The sequence below is a fragment of the Paraburkholderia sp. A1RI-2L genome, assembly GCF_048957375.1.
In the GTDB taxonomy this organism is placed as follows: Bacteria; Pseudomonadota; Gammaproteobacteria; order Burkholderiales; family Burkholderiaceae; genus Paraburkholderia.
This window is the reverse complement of the sequence record NZ_JARBTA010000008.1, coordinates 62579-81472: the sequence shown is the minus strand read 5'-3', so window position 1 is coordinate 81472 and position 18894 is coordinate 62579. Positions and strand designations below refer to the sequence as shown.

General features: G+C 58.6%; 17 protein-coding genes. 6 read left to right on the top strand and 11 right to left on the bottom strand.

Features of this window, described 5'->3' with window-relative positions:
• From pstS to PWP93_RS37120, 5 genes are all read left to right on the top strand, one after another.
• Positions 1 to 586 (top strand): phosphate ABC transporter substrate-binding protein PstS (gene pstS / locus PWP93_RS37140; RefSeq protein WP_421048394.1); only part of this gene is annotated, 586 nt, incomplete at its 5' end.
• Positions 587 to 1216: 630 nt separating this feature from the next.
• Positions 1217 to 1852 carry a hypothetical protein gene (locus PWP93_RS37135; protein ID WP_421029022.1) on the top strand — a complete coding sequence of 212 codons (636 nt, stop codon included), beginning with the start codon at positions 1217 to 1219 and terminating at the stop codon, positions 1850 to 1852.
• Positions 1849 to 3852 (top strand): integrase, encoded by a 2004-nt coding sequence (locus PWP93_RS37130; protein ID WP_421029023.1) that lies wholly within the window; start codon positions 1849 to 1851, stop codon positions 3850 to 3852. Before PWP93_RS37135 ends, PWP93_RS37130 begins: the two co-directional genes overlap by 4 nt.
• Before the next feature lie 28 nt (positions 3853 to 3880).
• Positions 3881 to 4861, top strand: coding sequence for an AAA family ATPase (locus PWP93_RS37125; RefSeq protein WP_421029024.1), 981 nt, complete (start codon positions 3881 to 3883; stop codon positions 4859 to 4861).
• Complete coding sequence (locus PWP93_RS37120; protein ID WP_421029025.1) at positions 4827 to 5480, top strand: hypothetical protein; 654 nt, start codon at positions 4827 to 4829, stop codon at positions 5478 to 5480. Before PWP93_RS37125 ends, PWP93_RS37120 begins: the two co-directional genes overlap by 35 nt.
• A gap of 47 nt (positions 5481 to 5527) precedes the next feature.
• Here the strand turns inward: PWP93_RS37120 and PWP93_RS37115 are convergent, their stop codons facing one another.
• The 11 genes from PWP93_RS37115 to PWP93_RS37065 all read right to left on the bottom strand — a co-directional run bounded on the left by PWP93_RS37115 (position 5528) and on the right by PWP93_RS37065 (position 17623).
• Positions 5528 to 7207 (bottom strand): phage integrase family protein, encoded by a 1680-nt coding sequence (locus PWP93_RS37115; RefSeq protein WP_421029026.1) that lies wholly within the window; start codon positions 7205 to 7207, stop codon positions 5528 to 5530.
• A 317-nt stretch (positions 7208 to 7524) separates the two neighbouring features.
• The gene (locus PWP93_RS37110; protein WP_421029027.1) at positions 7525 to 8556 is read right to left on the bottom strand and encodes an MBL fold metallo-hydrolase; all 1032 of its coding nucleotides are present in this window, start codon (positions 8554 to 8556) and stop codon (positions 7525 to 7527) included.
• Between the two features lie 272 nt (positions 8557 to 8828).
• Entirely contained in the window at positions 8829 to 9812 is a 984-nt protein-coding gene (locus tag PWP93_RS37105; RefSeq protein WP_421029028.1) for a fumarylacetoacetate hydrolase family protein, read from the bottom strand.
• 9 nt (positions 9813 to 9821) lie between these two features.
• The gene (locus tag PWP93_RS37100) at positions 9822 to 10934 is read right to left on the bottom strand and encodes a porin (RefSeq protein WP_421029029.1); all 1113 of its coding nucleotides are present in this window, start codon (positions 10932 to 10934) and stop codon (positions 9822 to 9824) included.
• Between the two features lie 104 nt (positions 10935 to 11038).
• Positions 11039 to 11848: a cyclase family protein gene (locus PWP93_RS37095; RefSeq protein ID WP_421029030.1), complete on the bottom strand. Its 810-nt coding sequence runs from the start codon at positions 11846 to 11848 to the stop codon at positions 11039 to 11041.
• An 11-nt stretch (positions 11849 to 11859) separates the two neighbouring features.
• The gene (locus PWP93_RS37090; protein ID WP_421029031.1) at positions 11860 to 13014 is read right to left on the bottom strand and encodes an MFS transporter; all 1155 of its coding nucleotides are present in this window, start codon (positions 13012 to 13014) and stop codon (positions 11860 to 11862) included.
• A gap of 36 nt (positions 13015 to 13050) precedes the next feature.
• Positions 13051 to 14184 (bottom strand): FAD-dependent oxidoreductase, encoded by a 1134-nt coding sequence (locus PWP93_RS37085; RefSeq protein WP_421029032.1) that lies wholly within the window; start codon positions 14182 to 14184, stop codon positions 13051 to 13053.
• A gap of 12 nt (positions 14185 to 14196) precedes the next feature.
• Positions 14197 to 14565 carry a Rieske (2Fe-2S) protein gene (locus PWP93_RS37080; protein WP_421029033.1) on the bottom strand — a complete coding sequence of 123 codons (369 nt, stop codon included), beginning with the start codon at positions 14563 to 14565 and terminating at the stop codon, positions 14197 to 14199.
• Positions 14566 to 14577: 12 nt separating this feature from the next.
• Positions 14578 to 15501, bottom strand: coding sequence for a VOC family protein (locus PWP93_RS37075; RefSeq protein ID WP_421029034.1), 924 nt, complete (start codon positions 15499 to 15501; stop codon positions 14578 to 14580).
• A gap of 14 nt (positions 15502 to 15515) precedes the next feature.
• Positions 15516 to 16673: an alpha/beta hydrolase family protein gene (locus tag PWP93_RS37070; protein ID WP_421029035.1), complete on the bottom strand. Its 1158-nt coding sequence runs from the start codon at positions 16671 to 16673 to the stop codon at positions 15516 to 15518.
• Between the two features lie 2 nt (positions 16674 to 16675).
• A complete protein-coding gene (locus PWP93_RS37065; RefSeq protein WP_421042800.1) occupies positions 16676 to 17623 on the bottom strand; it encodes an MBL fold metallo-hydrolase in 948 nt (315 codons plus the stop codon).
• Between the two features lie 269 nt (positions 17624 to 17892).
• On the opposite strand from PWP93_RS37065, the gene PWP93_RS37060 reads away from it, so the two are divergent.
• The gene (locus PWP93_RS37060) at positions 17893 to 18789 is read left to right on the top strand and encodes a LysR family transcriptional regulator (RefSeq protein ID WP_421029036.1); all 897 of its coding nucleotides are present in this window, start codon (positions 17893 to 17895) and stop codon (positions 18787 to 18789) included.
• Positions 18790 to 18894: the final 105 nt, after the last annotated feature.

Below are 18894 nucleotides of genomic sequence, written 5' to 3'. Positions count from 1 at the left end.
GGACATCGCCGTGGTTCGCCGCGCCGACGGCTCGGGTACCACCTTCATCTGGACCGACTACCTCTCGAAGGTCAATCCCGAGTGGAAGAGCAAGATCGGCGAAGGCACGACCGTTGCATGGCCGACGGGCACGGGCGGCAAGGGCAACGACGGCGTTGCGGCCTTCGTGCAGCGTCTGCCGGGCGCGATCGGCTACGTCGAATGGGCGTACGCCAAGCAAAATCACATGGTCTACACGGCCATGAAGAACGAGTCGGGCGCAGTCGTCCAGCCGACCACCGAAACATTCAAGGCCGCAGCGGCAGGCGCGGACTGGAAGCAGTCGTTCTACCAGATTCTCACGAACGAGCCGGGCAAGGATTCCTGGCCGGTCGTGGGCGCGACCTTCGTGCTGCTGCACACGGCGCAGGACAAGCCGGAGCAGGGCAAGGAAACGCTCAAGTTCTTCCAGTGGGCGTTCAAGAACGGCACGCCGGCTGCCGACAGCCTCGACTACATCTCGCTGCCGCAGTCGGTCGTTGGCGAAATTGAGTCGCAATGGAAGGCAAAGATCAAGGATTCCAGCGGCAAGGAAATCAGCCAGTAAGTGTCATGTGGGCAGGTACGGGTTTGCGCGATCCGTGCCTGCCTGATGCGTTGTAGACCAACCTGAATGGACGCTCGATGTCCAGTCGCCCTCCGGCCGCAGGATCGCGCGGAGCATATGTGTCATGGTGTGGGCCCTGTCTGAATGGTTTGCGCCGTCGCGGGCGCGACATTGCGGTGTACCAATCCCTGCCTGGTGCTGCAGGGAACACTGAATCCATTTCAGCCTGAATCGACATGGTACTTCAGACATATGTGTTTGCACGGGTTAAGCTGAGCTTAAGTACCGTACAGTGACAATCCCGTCAAGGTGACTGGGGGGATCGCGTGAGGCTGCTACTGGTTGTAGACGACGATGAAGGTGCGCTTCCGGTCATGGAATGGGCGCATCGCTCGGGGTATGAACTCGACTGGGCGAGCAGCGCCTACGAGGCGGAGCTTGGCCTGCAGTATCGTAGACCGCAATAAATCTGTCACTGCCACCAGCGCGACGGCGCACGGCAAAGCGCCACCTTGGTGACACTTTTATTTACCTTTGAATCGTAATAAAAGCGTCAATTCGCATAAGTCCGCATTAAATTCGTCACTTCGCCTCCTAAACTTCGAATCCCGTCCGTAAGGTTCTGATCTTATGGAAAATTTTCTTAAAATCGCGGAGCCGGTCGCGCTGGCTCGGCCTCGCGGCGCTCGGCGCCTCGAGGCGTTCAGCCCGAAGCTCTCGCGACGAATGATCTTTTTCCGGCGTGTGCAGTTGGATCAGTGGATTCTGCTTGAGGCGGACCCCCGTGTGATCACATTCTGCGAACGCCCGGGCTACGTTGTCGTTGAGGACGAGAGGCGGCTCGCAGACTTCTGGGTTCGCTTTTCTGGTCGACAAGAATTAGTAATCCTTACTGATGTGGAAATCGAAAATCTGCCGGTAGTAACGCATCGCGATCTCGACGCCGCTACCCTGCCAGTCCGGACCGTTGCGTCAGCAGAGATCGCCGCAGCACAGGTATGGATCGAAAACTGGCAGCGTATGTTGCCGTACATCGTTGCGAACCGGGATCTCATGTCTGCAGCATTGTCCCGCGCGATCGAGCGCTTTCTGGCTCAACCGCACAGACTGCTTGATGTTGAGCGGGAGTTTGCGACCGGCGATCCCGTGCTGGTGCGAGCCACGCTGTTTCGCCTGTTGCATGCCGGGAAAATCAGTGCGCCGGACCTGCGCACGCAGCCGCTATCGTTGCTCACGACCTTTCTGATCGAAGGGGCGCATCCATGAATCGCCGCAAACCGGAATTTCAGGGAATCGATGTCACCGCATGGCCGACCGTCGCTTACACGGAGCTCGATGGTGACACACGGCGTGTTTTCGAATCGCGGATGCAGGCGATTCTGGGTTACACACGAGGCGACTCGCTCGTACAGATAGAGCAATCGACGGGAGTCGACCGACGCCAGCTCTATCGCCTCCTCGCACGGGCCCTGTCTCCCCATCCGGACGGCAGGCCCTTCGGCTTTCGTGCCCTGGTCAGGTACGCAAGGATTGCCGACTACGTCAGGTTGCGTGCTGTGGTGGTGCGTGGCGAGCGTGGTAGCCGTGGCACGGTCGGCGCGCTCTCCCAGCTTCTGGAGCGCTTTCCGACGCTTGCCGCGTGGCTGTTGTTGCAGGTGAAACAGCGCCGGGTGTTGCTTGGGCAGATTAATACGGACGGACACCTGCGCACGCGCCTGCGTGGCTTGCAGGCGCTGCATGACGGATTCCTGCGTCAGTGCCGCGAAATTGGGCTCACTGCTGCAGACTACCCGTTCAACACCGCGGGGCACGCTATACGTTCCCTGTCCCGCCGCGTGAAGGCGGAAATGTTGCGTGGATTCGGCACAGCCGCACGAGCGGCAGGCGCATCGCACCTGAAGGGGCTGCCGCGCTTCGATGACGAGGTGACGGTGGCGGCGACGCGTCCCTATCAGGTGGTCGAATTCGACGGCCACCGGCTCGATATCCGCCTCAAGGTTGTGGTGCGCGATCCGCTGGGATTTGAGCATGAATTCGAGATGGAGCGTGTCTGGCTGCTGGTCATCATTGACGTGTGCACGCGGGTCGTCCTAGGCTATCACATTGTGCTGGCGAGCGAGTACAGCCGCTACGATGTCATCAAGACCATCGAAAACGCGCTTGAACCGCATCGGCCGAAGACCTTCTCGATCGCCGGCCTCGGCTACGGTGTGCACGAGGGCTTCGCGTCGCAGCGGATGCCGGAGCTCGCGTATGCCGTGTGGGAGCGGTTGAAGCTCGACAACGCAAAGGCGAACCTGGCCGACGACACAATCAGGGCGCTTTGTGAATTTGTCGGGTGCCTTGTCGATGCGGGGCCGCGCCACAGCCCGGACGAGCGACCTTATATCGAGCGTTTTTTCGGCACTGTCGCCAGCCGCCTGTCGTCGCGCCTGCCTGGCTACACCGGCTCCCATCCGCGCGATCTGCGGCGAGCGCTGGCTGACCCAAAGGGCAACCTGCGTCTGTATGTCTCGCTCGGCGAGCTCGAGGAACTGGTTGAGTATTCGATTGCGAGCTACAACGGCACGCCGCACAGCGGGCTGAACAATGCGACGCCGCTCGAAGCGATGGAATTCTTTGTTCGCGGACGGCAGACAATGGTGACGTGGCTTGCTGAGCATCACCGCCGCACGTTGTGTCTGATGCAATCGGCGCGCCGCTGTCCTGTGCGTGCCTATCTCGATCAGGGCATTCGCCCCCACATCAATCTTCACGGCGTGCGCTACACCAGCACTGTTCTGGCGACGAGCACGCATCTGATCGGCCAGCGGCTGCTCGTCTACATGAACGCTGACGATCTGCGGTGCGTGCGCGCGTTTCTGCCCGATGGCACCGAACTTGGCGTACTCGATGCTCAAGGGGCGTGGCGCGTGGTGCCGCACAACCTCAAGCTGCGGCAGGAGATACGCAGGCAGAAAGGCCGACGGCGGACCGACGCTCCAGGCGGAGAAAATCCAATCGAAGCCTACGTGCAGCAAAAACTCGCACAGGCAAAGAAAACGCGCAAGGCGGCCTCGGAACTTGCCCACGCAGTGCGACTGCTTGCATCGGCGCCGACCGTACGCACGCCGGCAGGGCCGACACGCGCATCGCAAACTCCGGAAACCCTGTCAGCGGTCACGATGCCAACGCCCGCGGCAGTGGCGGCGGCCGTCGTCGACTCCGTGTCGATTGGGCCCGTCCATCCCAGAAAGCTCACGATCGGTACCGGCCAGGTCTTCTAACCCCAGCTCCTGTATCGGAGGCGTCATCATGTCAGTTGAAATTCCGCGGCCAGTCGATCCCTCGTTGCATCCGCTCGTCACCGGCAACTACCGCATTGCCACACCCGCCATCGAGGCTTTCTACGAACTCGTCGAGCGCTGCCTGCGCTACCGCATCATGGGCGCGCTGATTCACGGCCCGTCACGCATCGGCAAAACCCGGGCAATTGAATATGTCCGCCTGCTGCTGGCACGCAATCATCCGCGGATGACGAGTTACCACGCGCAGTGCGAGCACAAGCCGCGGCACGCGGAAGGCCCGTTCTTTGCCAATCTGCTCGAGGCCGTAGGCGACCCGGACCCCAATGCCGGGACGAATCCTTCAAAGCGCATGCGCCTGTCGCTGCGCATACGCGAGGCGGCCGCGCGTACCGGTAGCGGCACCGTATTGCTGTTTTGCGACGAGGCCCAGCGCTACAACGAGAACGAGTACGAATGGCTACGTGATGTTCATGACGCGCTGGACCGTCAGCAGATCAAGCTCTTTACGTTGCTGGTAGGCCAGCAGGAACTCCTGGCACAGAAGACGGCCTTGCAGCTCGCGGGCAAGACCCAGATTGTCGCGCGCCTGATGGTCGAGGAGTTGTCGTTCTACGGGATCCGCAACGCGCAGGATGTTGCGACCTGTCTGAACGGATATGACCAGACCGCCTATCCGGAGGGTAGCGCGTGGAGCTTCACGCGCTTCTATGTCCCGCAGGCCTTTGACGCCGGGTACCGGCTGGTTGACGATGCCGACACACTCTGGCGTGCGTTCGAGGTCGCACACCACAAGGCCACGCTGCCCGGACGTCTGGAGCTGCCCATGGAATCGTTCGCGCGCGCGGTCGAGATCGTGCTCAAGGATAGCGAGACCAGGGATGCGCCAGGTTACTGTCCGGCAGAAGCGCTGTGGGCCCACGCGGTCCGGCACTGCGGTTACGTCCAGTCCCGTCATGCGACCGGTCGCGTCCTCGTCGCCGCAGCGTAGTGCGGTGCCGCTCAAGGCACCGCGCTTTCCGATCCTCACGGTCGATGAGCGGAAGCTGACGCCTGCGCTGGGTTACATCTTCAACAGGAAGTGGCTCGATCCGTACGAGTCTCTCGTCTCGATACTGTGGAAGTTCGAGAAGGCGAACGCACTGCCGGGCCACGTGGTTGCGCGGTTGCTGGGGCCGGACGTCGATCCATACGAGGGTGTGGTGCCGCAGCTGGGTATCATCGATGTCGACCGGTTGCACGAGAGTCTTCGCGTGCCCGTAGAAACGCTGCGCGCGTCGCTGCTGCCTGCGATACCGCGCCGGCGGTACAGCAGCGTATTCCGCTACTGCCGCCGTTGTGTTGCACACGGCTATCACACGGTGCTGCACCAGATGGAGAGTAACGAGCTGTGTCCCGCACACGCCCGCGTACTGGAATCGGCGTGCGAGACATGCGGCTACGAAGCGCCGTACCGCGTGAATGTGCGGCTCCTTGAAGCGCCATACCGTTGTGCGTATTGCCTGGCGAGTTATGGAGGCCCGGGGTGGACGCCAGGCCGGGATCCATGGATGACAGCGGAACATCGCAGGGCGTTCGCGCGGCAGTATTTCCAGCGGTATCTGGGATGAGCAGTGCCGGATAAGCGATGACCGGCACGGCATCCGCCCGGATGCGTTTATGCCGAAGGCCGCCGAACAAAGATCCGCTCAATCTGCCGTGTACGCTGAACTTCATCGTGATCGAGGTAGATTGAGGTGGTGGTGATCGATTTGTGTCGCAGGTTATCGCGCACGGTGGTCAGCGTGGCGCCGTTGGTCAGTGCATGGGTTGCGTGGGTGTGCCGCATCCAGTGCGGCGTCGCGCGACGCAGTTTCTGGACGAGCATCGGGTCGTCGGCCTCTATCACGTCGGCGGCCGTACGGAAGAACCGGCGCAGTATTTCCCTCAGGCGCGGCGTGGTGATGCTGCCGTTCATGTTGAGATGACTGATCAGCGGCGTATCCGGTGCCCACCGGTTGGCGCTCACCGGCAGACCACGTTGCATCAGGTACTGGTCGAGCGCAAAGCGCGCGAGCGGTGGCAGCACAACCTTGCCACCTTTCGCTCCTTTGCCGGTGAGATGCAGCCACCGCTCACCGTGTGCGCCGTTGTGAATGTCACCGAGTGTGACGCCGACCAGCTCGGCCGCGCGCAGACCCGTTGCATAACCGAAATCGAGGAGAAAGCGCAGGCGCTGGGCAGCCGGCGTCGCCCAGCCATGCGACCACTCGAGGCCATCGGCGATGGTACGGACAAGCTCCCATTCGCCGGCCGTGAAGGCGCGCGAGACGTCCAGTTCGCCGGCACGCTGCGCCCCCCGTACCTTTAGATCCGCGAACGGATTCGCCAGCACGTAGCGCTGCGCGATCAGCCACCGGAACATGGCGCGAAGCACCGACAGCGCATAGGCGATGGTATCCGGCGACATCGCGCCCGTGAACGGTCGCCACCCGGGGAACGATCGTGGCTGCGCTGGCCCGACCCAGCGGACTCGCGGAGCCGGATGACGCAGGAAGGCGCGATACGCCGGCGCGTCCTCGCTCGCCAGCGAGGACAGCGCCTTGCCGCGCTCAACAATCGCCCACAGCAGCAACCGTTCCGCTTCCCGGCGATAGGCACGCCGGGTTTCCGGCGCTTCATGGCGTTCGAGCCAGGCATTGATTGCCTGCCAGTCGTTATCGGCCTCGAGGGCGCACAGCCGCTTCGGCGCGCGGAAGATGCCGGATGAACCGTCCACGTCGTGCGGAACGCGGATGCTTTCCCATGGTGTAACGGGGGAACCCGCTGCCATGACGACCAGGGCGCGGGCCCGCTCGGTGAGCGCGGGATGAGCGACAAAGAAGGCTTCGATTCGCCGGGCGCTGCGTTCACCGAGCCCGGGGATCGCGACCCACCACCGGCGGCGGCGGGGCACCCGGACAGTCAGGTCCGCTAACGTCCGGATGCCGTGCCGGTGCAGTACCGGAATGACCCGGGGTTGGAGCCAGGTTTCGACCGCATCGCTCACTAGCGGCTGCGGAACCGGAACTAACGGCAGGAGGTCGAGCGCCCGCATCGCGGCACCGCGATGACGGGTACGCTCGCCGTCCATGCATTGAAACGGCTCCGCGAGATCGGCGCGATGGCGGGTCAGGGCGAATCCGGCCACCTGCCGGCGAATGCGACCGATCGCACCGCGCGCGGAATGGCTGCCATCGAGCGCCTGCGGGCAATATCGCAGGATTGCGTCGCGAGCGCCGGCGCCGTCGTACCACGCGCGCAGCGCGCAGAGGGAGACGGTGCCGGGAAACGACGGTGGGGTGGATGGGTTGGGCATCTCCCCAGTATAGGTAACAGGTTATGGGGTGGGGTGAGGTGAGGCTTGGTGTGACGCGTTTTCCAGGCTGCGTGTTTGAGCAAAAAACGCAGCTATGTCGCTAATATCTCTTAGCGACACCCCATCCCGTGCCGCGGCGTTCGACACGCCAGAGCAAGCACTCACACGCTTGGCTCGGTGCGCCGCCCGATGCGCTATTTCCGGCGTTGTAAGAAAGATGAAGCAAAGGGCGCATCACGACGTAGCATCCCTATAGCAACCTGTTCTAGGGTCGACATGATGCGCTCTTGATTTCTCGAAGCATCGAGCGTAGTTGGTCAAATAACCATCAGATCGTAGCCCACGATGATTTCGCCCTTGAAATGCTTCGCGGCTTGATTGCGCCATTCCGCATCAGGCGTGACCGGCATGACCGGCGTGAGGTGCGAGAGTATGAGCGTCTTGACCCCTGCCTCCTGGGCTATGCGCCCGACCTCCTCGACTGGCGAGTGATCTGCCATCATGTGATGCATGATCTGGTCGTAGTCCCTTTTCGGATTTGATTGCGCAAGTGCATGGGCCATTTTTTGTGTCGCTGCGATATTCATCGCCTCATGGACCAGAATATCCGCACCCTTTGCCATTTGTGCGACAGCCTCGAGAGGCACCGTGTCTCCCGAGAACGCGATTGAACGGTCGTGAAAGTCGAAGCGATAGCCGAACGCCGGATTCACGGGCGGGTGCTCCACGCGAACGGCGCTCACGCGCACGTTCTCGTCAGTCATGACCAATCCGGATTCTGAGAACTCATTCACTTTAACCGCCGTCAGCGGTGGCTCCTTGAAATCCTCCGCCCAGAACTGGATCGTCGAGGCTTGCGAGCGAATATACTCCTGTGTCATCTGGTTGAGAGGTGGCGGCCCATACATCTGTGCGGAGGGGTTCATGCCGTAAATCCAGCTTAGCAGCAGGAATGGACCATACTCGATGTTGTGGTCAGGATGATGGTGCGTCAGAAAACCCGCCCTTACCTGTTCGAATTTCAACCCCGTACGCGCGAACTCGTTAGACACCCCGAGGCCAAAATCGACTACGTAAGCCGATCCGTTGTGCACCATCACATGGCTCGTCTGATGTCGTGGCATTCCTACAATGGGGCCGGCGCCAGTTCCGAGAATGACGAGCTTTGTACCTTTTGCGTCACGAAGCGCTGCCTTAACGAGATCAGCCCGCTGATCGAGTGTTAGTGCACCGGTACCTAAATTAGTCGACTGCGCCCTCGCAGGAGCAACGATCGCGGCACCCGCAGCCATTGCAAGGCCGCCAAGCAAAGCTCGGCGGGTAGAGTTAGGTGCTTGCTTCGATTCCATTTCAATTTCCTTTCGAATATTAATCTGCGCTTTAATCCTGCAGACCCAGGTTTTATTCCCTTTTTTGTAGCAACAAAAATCCGCTCCGGCTTACGGGCACTAAGGGCTTAGGCCCGAGATCAGGAACGATGGTCCCAAAGCACCCACGTCCCGCCATAGCCTCGGGAGCGAAGCGGGGCACACTTTTTTCTGTGTGGATTGAAACGACGCGTCGCGAACCTAGGTCGGCCCGCTAGGTAACTGGGGGGCTTTTCCTGAGCGTGCGGATTTCGCTATCGTGCCTTAGTTACTTCCTGGTCAATGACCCCGAACGGACCTTCACGTCCTTCCTCGAACAGAGCTTCCATGCGAACCCGATCCCCGAACCTCATGTATTGAGTGGATGCCGAACCGTGGTCGATAATCTCGATGACCCGACGCTCTGCGATGCACGCGGAACCGGTATGCCGAGACAGGTTCGACACTGTGCCAGAACCGATGATACTTCCCGGGCTGAGACGGCGCGTTCTCGCTGCGTGTGCTACCAGTTCGCCGAAGTCAAAGTTCATTTCTCCACCGTGCGGCTCCCCGAAGCGTTGCCCGTTCCAGGAAACATGCAGGCGCATATGGACTCGGCCACCGTGCCATGATTGACCTAGTTCGTCTGGCGTGACGGCCAGCGGCGCAAAACTCGTCGAAGGTTTTGCCTGCAGGAACCCAAATCCCGACTTCATCTCGCGAGGCCCTAGTGCGCGAAGGCTCCAATCATTGATCTGCACGATCAATCGAACAGCACTGAGAGCTTCCTCCGGCGTAACCGCCATGTTCACGGGCCCGACAATGACGCCGAATTCCCCTTCAAAGTCGATACCATCCGCCTCCGAGGGTAGTGAAACCTTGTCGCAAGGACCCAGAAAATCGTCACTTGCGCCCTGGTACATTACCGGGATCGTGTCGAAGTCTGGTATCGGCTCAGTATTGAATGCCGTCTCCATTAGCTTGCCATGGTTGAGGAACGCCGAAGCGTCGCACCACTGTGGGCTCCGGGGTAGCGGCGCCGCACAAACAGCCGGATCAAATGCCATTGCGGTTCTTGTCTTGCCGGAATTCAAATCAGCTGAAACGGCCTCCAGGCGAGGCGCAACTTCGTCCCACCGTTGCAGTGCATCAAGCAGAGAAGCGGCGATCTCCGGGACCGGCAGGGCAACGCGCATGTCACGCGAAACAACCACCAGCTGCCCATCGAGAGAACCATTTTTCAAAGTTGCAAACTTCATTGGAGCACCTCAGAAGCGTTGACGGAGGCCAACCAGGACTGCGCGTGCGGACCCGTTAGCTGGAAGCGGTGTCGTCTGCATCGAGGGGGCCGCCAGATTGGGACGGCCGTTGAATCCCCCATCGGAATCCGTTACGCGTCCGACGCGCATATAGGCGGTTGTGCGCTTCGAAAAACTGTAGTTCGCACCCAGGTTGATCCACGTGTTTCTCCCCTTCGCCTTAGTCGCGCCAGTCGCATACGTCATTCCGTTGTCGATCCCCAAGCCCACCTGCCCGACCAGTTCGAAAGCGGGGGTCACTTTCCATACGGTGCCCACCGACCATATGTTGGTCACCGGGGTCCGCCCGTTTGAAAGGTCGTTGCGTTGTTGCCAGAACATGGCGCCCACGTTGACTTTGGAGAACTTGTAAATGCCGGCGGCCGCAATGAGTTTTTGGTTCGCCTCCCCTCCCGCATTTAGATTTTGGCCTCTGGTCTGAAACGTAATGCCGCCTTCGAATGATTCTCCGTCATACGCAAGCATCACCCCATAAGCGTTGTGAAGGCTCCCCGCACCGATGATCTGTGGACCGGGGCCGGGCGCCACGCCAGTGCGGTCTCTCAAAGACACCGTCGCCTGCGCAGAAAAGCCGTTCCAAGTCGGTGTAAGATACTTGATCATATTGTCTTGAGACGTCTGATCAAGATTCGACTGTTGCGCGGCAAGAGCGGGCGAATAGCTCGACAGGTGATCCAAGTCATACTTGCCCAGTTCGAGCTGCATCAGCGCATAGTCTCGGCCGAGGCGAAGCTCACCCATGGTTTTGGAGTTCAAGCCAACATAGGCCGCGCGGCCAAAAAGCCGATTCTGCGGAACCGAATTTCCGCTGTTCAATGCGAGCCCCTGCTCAAGTCGAAACACTGCGCTGAGACCATTTCCCAGATCCTCGCTTCCGAGAAATCCCAAGCGGGAGGGAACGTTCCCGATCGGGAGCATTTGAGTCACGCTTCCCCGATTCGTTACATTTGAGTATTGAGCCGCTTCGTCGAGAATCCCATAAATAGTCACGGACGACTGTGCCGCAGCAGGCAGCGCGTAAGCTACAGATAATAAGCCCGCGGCTGTAATGACCTTTTTCATAATCGTTTGTCTCCACTTTTATATTTTGAATGGCGGCACGCCGCCGCGGCCGCAATGCGGCCGGCTTTTCTCGATTAAATGGTTTCCGCCTACTGCAACGAGAGTTACTCGGCCTGCGCCTCCAGGATGGCGACCGCTCGTGTCCAACCTGCCGAAGCGCCCCGGATTTTGTGGGGGAAGCAACTTACCAAGAACCCGTTCGGAGGAAGAGCCTCCAGATTATGTAGTTTCTCAAGATGGCAATATCCAATATCTCTGCCAGCTTTATGGCCTTCCCAAATCAGAGCTTTGTTTCCCGTTTCGGCAATCTTCTTTGCCGTATATGAAAACGGCGCGTCCCAACTCCAGGCATCTGTACCCGTCAGACGAACTCCGCGCTCCAGAAGATACATTGTTGCTTCGTAACCCATGCCACACCCCGCTTGAAGGTAGTCGCGCTCCCCATAGCGCGAGCCGGCACGGGTATTGACGAGAACGATGTCGAGCGGTTGCAGCGCATGCCCGATACGCGCCAGTTCAGACTCCACATCCTTTGCTGTTGCGACGTAACCATCCGGAAAATGCCTAAAGTCCAGTTTCACGCCCGACTGAAGACACCAGTCCAGCGGAACCTCATCTATCGTTATAGAGGGCCGCTTTTCACCGAGCTTCTCATCCATGGTCGAATGAAAGTGATAGGGCGCATCAAGATGAGTCCCGTTATGAGTCGTCAGTGTGACCCACTCGGCTGCGGCCGCCTCCCCATCGGGAAAGTCCTCCGCCTTTGTGCCGGGAAGCATTGCCATAAACTCGCCAACAGTGTCGACATGCTTCTGGTACGTGATCTTGGGTGCCAATGGTGGCGGGTCGGACAACACGTCGTTTTCCAGATAGATCGAAAGATCGATGAGCTGGCGCTTTGATTTGGCTAGCATTTTTACCTCTCTCAGGCGATGCGGGGAAGCGTGGTTTCCTGCTTCCGGATCCGTATAAAACACATCACTGCCACGATGTCGATCGTGATAGCAGAAAACCCTAAGCTGCCATACCCAGCATGTTTGACTAGCGTTCCTCCGAGGATCGGTCCAATCGCAGCACCTACCATCAGCATCGCCGGTGTTGCCGCCAACACCCGACCGGACGAGTCAAGCTTTGCGACTAGCCCGAAGGCAAAGGTATGCGTAAAGATCATGGTGGCTGCAAAGAAGGCGGCGCCGATCGCGAACCATATGAACGATGTGCTTTGCGCGATGGCGAATGCAAGGGTCGCCTGTACAATAGGGCCGACAATCAGAACCGTCCTTGCGGGCAGTCGGCGTTCAAGTAAGGCTGCGAGTGCGGCAGGAAGCAGGTTGATCACGCCCAGTGCGACAAGAATCCCCGTCATTGCGTTGAGTCCAAAGCCGCGATCGATTCCAATTCGCTCAAGAAAGCTAAAGATCATAGCCTGCACTAACCCGAGGCTTCCGATGCCTATCACGCACGGCCAGACCGTGCACTCCAACGGCCTCAGTTTCACATCGATGTGCGCACCCGTGATTGCCTCGGATTGCCACGAAGGAAAGAGCGCCAAACAGACAAGTGACGCAAATCCCATAATTCCAGCGAAGATTAAGAAGAGCGACCTGCCCCCGATAGATGCAATAACGTTTGGGACGCCGCCGAGAAAAGCAATGGCGAAAACTCCAAGCGCAACGCCAACGACCGCGAATAATCGGTGTGGGCGTGCGCTTCGTGCAATCGTTCCGTGAGTGAAGGTAAGCGCGCACGAAGCAGAGACGCCTGCCAAGACATGCAACGCTGCCATCTCCCAGTAGGATGACGTCGTGAAAACGCATCCGAAGGCGATAGCCGCCAATGCAAAGCCCAATGTAGCCGCGACCCTAGCACTGAGGCGACTCAGTTGACGGGCGAAGAAGACGCTGCTGGCCACTGCGCCGCAAAGGAATAGGGTAGCTAACCCTCCTGCCTGCTGGGCATCGAAATGATAGGATTCAATGAGTGTACCTACCCAAATCGGCAGCGCAACAAGGTCTATCATCCCAGCACAATGTGCGACCATTAAAGCTAGCCGCCCGGTCCAGCGCTCCGTGCTTACCATTGTGTGTCTCCGAATATAGTTAGTTTCCTACCAAGACTAAATCGATGCGGCCAATGCCATCATCGAATCCCGCATGATGCGAGCGTGTTCTTCCTTGTCGCCCGATGTGATTTCGATTTCACCCAGTCGCGCGGAATTCCGGACAACCATGCTGCAACGGTCCCATCGGCGGAGTTGGAATGCTGCCAGCGCGTCAGTCAAATTTGCGTGCTTAGAAATCTCTTCGGATAAGACAATGGCGTCCTCAATACCGATACACGCGCCCGAAGCCAGATGAGGAGTGGTTGCGTGAACGGTGTCTCCGATCAGGACCACGCGGCCGGCGTACCACGGCTGCGGCACAAGCAAACCTTCAAGCGGCCTGTAAATGATCTGAGCGTTCGGACCTTGTAGATGCGGAAGCATCTCCTGAATTTGAGGGTCCGTAAACGCCTTGAGGAGTTCCGTCATACGATCGGCAAATTCAGCCGGGTTGATGTACTCGTTCACTGGGCGGTGTTCCGTGATGAACATGTACATCGATTTTGCAGATACCGGATTGACGCCGGGCTTTACCTTTCCTCCTACCCACATCATCGCAGTCTTAACGCCCGATGGCCGTGGAAGCACTGCGCGCCACACGCCTTGGCCGCTGTACTTGGGCTTCGGCGCATCGGGGAAGAGCAGTTCTCGAGTCTTGGAATAGAGGCCATCCGCGCCAATTACCAGGTCATAGCGTTGGCGGCTTGAGTCACTGAACGTGACTTCAACGCCTTCCGCATCTTGCTCGATCGACGTGAAGGTGCATCCGAGGCGAACTCTGGTGCCCGAAGCTCGGGTCGCGTCAGCAAGGATGCGCGCGAGCGTTGGCCGCATGATTGCGCCGCCGCCCGGGACGTCGGGGCCCGCGATGCGCGGAGTTGCTAGCGTCGCAAGATGGACCCCATCTGGCCGGTACAACTCCATGCCATCAGACGCACTGCCTGCACGCATGAATTCGTCCAAAATCCCGAGGGTCCTGAATGCGCGGAAGGTCGCGCCGCCCAAGCTGATGCCAGCCCCATAGGAGCGCCAGCTACCGTCAATCTCCACGAGATCGACAGACATTCCCAGTTTGCGCAACTGAATGGCCGCGGACATTCCGGAGAATCCACCGCCGATAATTAGAATCCGCTTTTCGTGCGAGCTCATGATCTCGTATGCTTAAATGTCAGTATCAGCGAGGCATATTTCGCCTTTAGCTGTTTGTATGAGTGAAACTTGAGTAAGGCGTTGACCGATGCAGGGACCGGCAACGCATACTCCCGTGTTGATTTCGAAGTGCGCACCATGTGCGCTGCAGACGATGAATTGCCGGTCTGTATCCAGGTAATGGTCTTTGCGCCACGCGAGCGGTGTTCCGGGCCAATGCGGGCAAGAGTTCAGGTACGCCCGCAGACCCTGAAGCCGAACAACGAATATCGAATCCTGTCCCGCTCCCTCGGGATCGAATCCCCTTGAGGTCCTTTCTTCCCACTCACTCAGTTCGGCAACTGTAAGAAGACAAACCGCAGCACGTTTAAGCGACGACAAAAGTAGTTCTCCCTACTTTTTGGGAGGCGGTCCACCCGGCGCCCATTTCTCCCGATGGTGGAAGAGAAAAATCTGGGACGCATCTGCGCTCATAGGAGCTTCGCGTGCGATCCATTCGTCGTCGTGGAGGTCCATATCTGCGTCGTACTCGACGTGACATCCGAGCGGACTGTTGAAATACCAGAACCAGTTCGAGCCGAACTTGTGACGACCGGGTCCCCAGAACGACTGGTAGCCCTTCTCAACGAAGCGCGTGCCAGCTAGCATGACCTCTGTAGGACCACCCATATGGAAAGTGAAATGCTCCACGCCCTTCATCTGCGGCGGCGTTTGAATCATGAAAAGGGTGTGATGATCCTCGGTTGCGGCAGGACGCATAAACGGACCAACGCCGGTAAATCGGTCGGTGGTGACGAACCCAAGACGTGCGTAAAACGCTTCGGCACGTGCCGCGTCAGGCACAAAGTAGACGACGTGTGAGAGGGTTCTGGGTAACGCAGCGTTGTCTTGCGATGCGCCAACGGTATTCACGCCTCGGCGAAGCGATGCGCCTGGAGCGTTTGAGACTTCTCCCTCCATGCTGAGCGGCTTGCGAATGCTGACTTGAAAGCCAAGGACGAAGCCCATGTCGTCAACCGACTCGATGGATCCGTCCGGCAATCGACGTACTTCGCGGTCCTTTTGCAGTTCCGCCTCAATATCGTCAAGGACGGTAGCATCCACTACGCCGTAGATTGTCTTGCGTAGCATGCTTCCAGTAGGCAGCGCCGGCGGCAGAGCGGGATCGTCGGCTCGTTTGAGCACGACCCCCGTGCCATCTAGCGCCTCAAACGTGCCGTTCCCATCGTCTACAAGGCCGTAGTCAACAAGATACTGCCTGCAACTCTGCAGGTCTTCAACACCGAAGACGAGCGTGTCCGGTCCGATAATTTTCATAATGATGCTCCTGCTTAAGCCACGCTGCCGCCGAGAGTCTCGGCGACCCAATCGGCAATGTATTGACCGGCGTTGATGCTGTTATCAAAACTGGAGTGCTGGACTCCGCCTTCCCGCGCCGTGAAGATTTTCAGTTCTCGTTTCGGGCTATTGATCAACTGATCGTAAGTTCGCTCGGCCCATTTCACGGGAATCTGAGAGTCTTTTTCCCCGTGCGTTACCAGAAATGGAACCCGAATGCGTTCCAGAATGCCGTCTAGATGCACGTTTTCGGCGATCCGCATGAATTCGTCCATGTCCTTCGCTCCCCATACCCAGCGGACGTGAGCCCAGTAGTGCGGGACTGGGAAATCACCTTCCTTTTCCAGTCGGCGCTTTTGAACGTCCCGCCAATCGTGATTGGCGCCCCAGACAACGCCGCACGCGAAACGAGGCTCAAACGCGACTGCGCGGGGGCAGTAGTAACCGCCGAGGGAAACGCCTTCCATACCAATTCGAGCGGGGTCGACATCCTCCCGTGTCTCTAACCAATCGACCACGCGACTAGCCCAGTGTTCGCTATCGAACCGCGCTGTCATGTGATGCAATCGAAGCGCCTCACCTGTACCAGGCTGATCAATAATGACCGACGAGACTCCGCGCTTGGCAAGCCATCCTGGCAGCCCAACCCGATACTTCATTTCTTTCGTCGAATCCAGGCCATTGACCTGCATGAGAATCGGTGCTCGTCCGCCGACGCCCTCGGCTCGCACGTACAGCCCGGACAGATGACCACCCTCGTATGGGATCTCGACACGCTCGCAGTTCTCCCTCGAAAGTTTGATCCCCCTTTCGAAGGTGGAGAGAAAGCGACGGTATAGTTCCAGACGGCCCGGCGAGTCTTGACCCTGGAGCCGCTCGCAGGTCAGATAGTAGATAGCGGCACGGTTGTATTTCTCGCCGGCAGACAGCATACGTCCCGCGGCCTCGTCTTCTTCGGCAAGGCCACATAGTTTGTCGGCCATCTTTGCCCACGTCTCACGGAAGGCCTGCGTTCCCGCAGCATCCGGCTGACGCGCAGCTTCTTGCAGCGGTGCGCACATCTCCTCGATCTCGCCGATGCGCGCGCCCATCTCGATTGCGAGATCGACGGACAGGTTCCAGACGTAGTTGGTTGGAAAATAGCGGAACACTTTTAAAACTCCATCAGATCGCGGGCCAGAGTCACCGGGCCCTTGTAAAACTTCGACACGCCGTCTGTGTATGCAGAATCCGGATCCGTATCACGGCCGGGCACAACATGTGTTAGCACCACTTCCTTCACATTCGCCGCCTGAGCAAGTCGGCCGATGTCCTCGGGATCTGTATGATCCTCGGCCATATGCCGCATTAGTCCCTGGAGCAGACCGGCTGGCGATTTTCCGGGCTGGGAGGCCATGAATTTTTTCAGGCTGTCTTCAATGAGCGGCAGGCTGATTACCTCATGCACCAAGACATCTGCATCCCTGGCGAAATTGACCATGTCTGCGCACTTGCCCGTATCGCCGCTGTAGACAACCACCCGATCTGCAGTCTCAAAGCGAAACGCCCAGGACTTATCCTGCGCAACGTCTGCGGGTGTGCCGTGCTCGAAGTGGAAGTGGCAGTTCTCGATCGCCGTCACTTTTACAAGGTCGTCTTGATAGACGATGCCCGGTGAGCCGATATCGTGAGCTCGGAAAAGAGATTCCGGGGTCTCCGCGATCTTGGCGTCGGACTCACGAATTCGAGCGTTTGGCTCAAAGTACCTGAGATAGCCTTGAAGCATGGATTCAGTTCCGACCGGACCATAGACGTTCACCTCTTTACGACGTCCGGTGCTCCACTGAAGGCCCATCAACGTTCCCCAATCGGCGTTGTGATCGTCGTGGTTATGGCTGATGAAGATTTGGTTGATTCGCCGGTAGTCGATACCCGCTAGACGCAGTTGTTGTACGACACCGTTACCGGCATCGATAAGGTACACACGACCTCGGACGACCAGAGCATTTGCAGGTTGAGCCCGGTGGCCAGCCGGTAGGGGGCCTCCCTGTGTACCAAGTGTGACAAATCGAGTGCCTGTCGATTGTTCCAGCGACGGGGAATTTTGGGCGGCAGCGGCCACGCACCATACAGCGGTAAGTAGTCCTATAGACTTAAGAAGCCGGTCAGACCATCCGCTTCGAAACGGCAAACCATAAATACGGCTCCGTTTCACAATTCCCCCGGAGGTTCGGCGCGGGAACAGGAACATATCGTCTCCTGATATTTGTTTTGAACGTGATCGAAGCTTATACTTGCGCCAGCAGCATGAAAAATCGTTTCGATAGACGATACGATTCGATTTCGTGGAGCAATTGAGGGAATACCCTTATGCGATTTAATGGGCTTGACTTGAATTTGCTGGTAGCGCTTGATGTTCTACTTGTCGAGCGAAGTATTTCTCGTGCTGCCGAACGGCTGAATATGAGCCCATCCGCGATGAGCAGTGCACTGGGCCGCCTTCGCGATTACTTCGATGATGAACTTCTGGTGCAAGTCGGCCGAAAGATGGAGCCCACTCCGCGTGCCGAGGGGTTGCACGATGCAGTACGTGACGTACTGTTGCGAGTGGACAGCACGATCGCGACGCAACCGGACTTTGTTGCAAGCGAAACCAATCGAACTTTTCGAATTTTCGCGTCTGACTATTCGCAAACTGTGCTTGTGCCTTTGATGCTATCCGTTGCCGCCGAGATGCGGTCCAGAGCCCGGTTTGAGTTGCTTCCCCATGTGTCGAATCCTCAGAGGGCGCTAGAGCGCGGCGAGGCGGACCTACTGATCATTCCTCGGGGACTTGTGTCGGCGGAGCACCCCGTCGAAGTTCTCTATGAAGAGCGGTTCGTCGCCGTAATGTGGAGCAATAGCCCACTCGCCCAAAGCGAGTTGACGATTGAGCGTTACCTCAACGCGGAACACGTGGTAATGCAGCCTCCTGGTCCGGAACGCGATACCTCATATGAAGCCGGCTCCGTCAAGCGACTCGACTATTCTCGCAGCATCGCCGTGACTACTTACAGCTTCTCCGTAATGCCAGCATTGGTTGTGGGGACTGAATACATAGCGACCGTGCATGAACGGCTTGCTCGAGCAATGCGCCGGGTCTGGCCGCTAGAGGTGCGAGACGTTCCATTTGCGATTCCGCCAATGGAAGAAGCGATCCAATGGCATAAATATCGTACGCAAGACCCGGGGTTAGTGTGGTTGCGTTGCGTCATCCAGGAAGCGGTCAAACGACTCGATCGTGGTTGAAAAGCTTGGCTATAGATAGCGTCGCATCGTACGCTTTCTGAATCCGATAGCGCCATAGACGCTGACGGAATTTCCGACTCGATACTGATTACGTGTCTCGCTTCG

What these genes read in the sequence shown, in the direction of transcription:
- PWP93_RS37120 (WP_421029025.1), top strand. Translation starts at nt 4,827, where the DNA reads ATGCGACCGGTCGCGTCCTCGTCGCCGCAGCGTAGTGCGGTGCCGCTC.
- PWP93_RS37135 (WP_421029022.1), top strand. Translation starts at nt 1,217, where the DNA reads ATGGAAAATTTTCTTAAAATCGCGGAGCCGGTCGCGCTGGCTCGGCCT.
- PWP93_RS37075 (WP_421029034.1), bottom strand. Translation starts at nt 15,501, where the DNA reads ATGAAAATTATCGGACCGGACACGCTCGTCTTCGGTGTTGAAGACCTG.
- PWP93_RS37095 (WP_421029030.1), bottom strand. Translation starts at nt 11,848, where the DNA reads ATGCTAGCCAAATCAAAGCGCCAGCTCATCGATCTTTCGATCTATCTG.
- PWP93_RS37105 (WP_421029028.1), bottom strand. Translation starts at nt 9,812, where the DNA reads ATGAAGTTTGCAACTTTGAAAAATGGTTCTCTCGATGGGCAGCTGGTG.
- PWP93_RS37090 (WP_421029031.1), bottom strand. Translation starts at nt 13,014, where the DNA reads ATGGTAAGCACGGAGCGCTGGACCGGGCGGCTAGCTTTAATGGTCGCA.
- PWP93_RS37100 (WP_421029029.1), bottom strand. Translation starts at nt 10,934, where the DNA reads ATGAAAAAGGTCATTACAGCCGCGGGCTTATTATCTGTAGCTTACGCG.
- PWP93_RS37110 (WP_421029027.1), bottom strand. Translation starts at nt 8,556, where the DNA reads ATGGAATCGAAGCAAGCACCTAACTCTACCCGCCGAGCTTTGCTTGGC.
- PWP93_RS37085 (WP_421029032.1), bottom strand. Translation starts at nt 14,184, where the DNA reads ATGAGCTCGCACGAAAAGCGGATTCTAATTATCGGCGGTGGATTCTCC.
- PWP93_RS37130 (WP_421029023.1), top strand. Translation starts at nt 1,849, where the DNA reads ATGAATCGCCGCAAACCGGAATTTCAGGGAATCGATGTCACCGCATGG.
- PWP93_RS37115 (WP_421029026.1), bottom strand. Translation starts at nt 7,207, where the DNA reads ATGCCCAACCCATCCACCCCACCGTCGTTTCCCGGCACCGTCTCCCTC.
- PWP93_RS37125 (WP_421029024.1), top strand. Translation starts at nt 3,881, where the DNA reads ATGTCAGTTGAAATTCCGCGGCCAGTCGATCCCTCGTTGCATCCGCTC.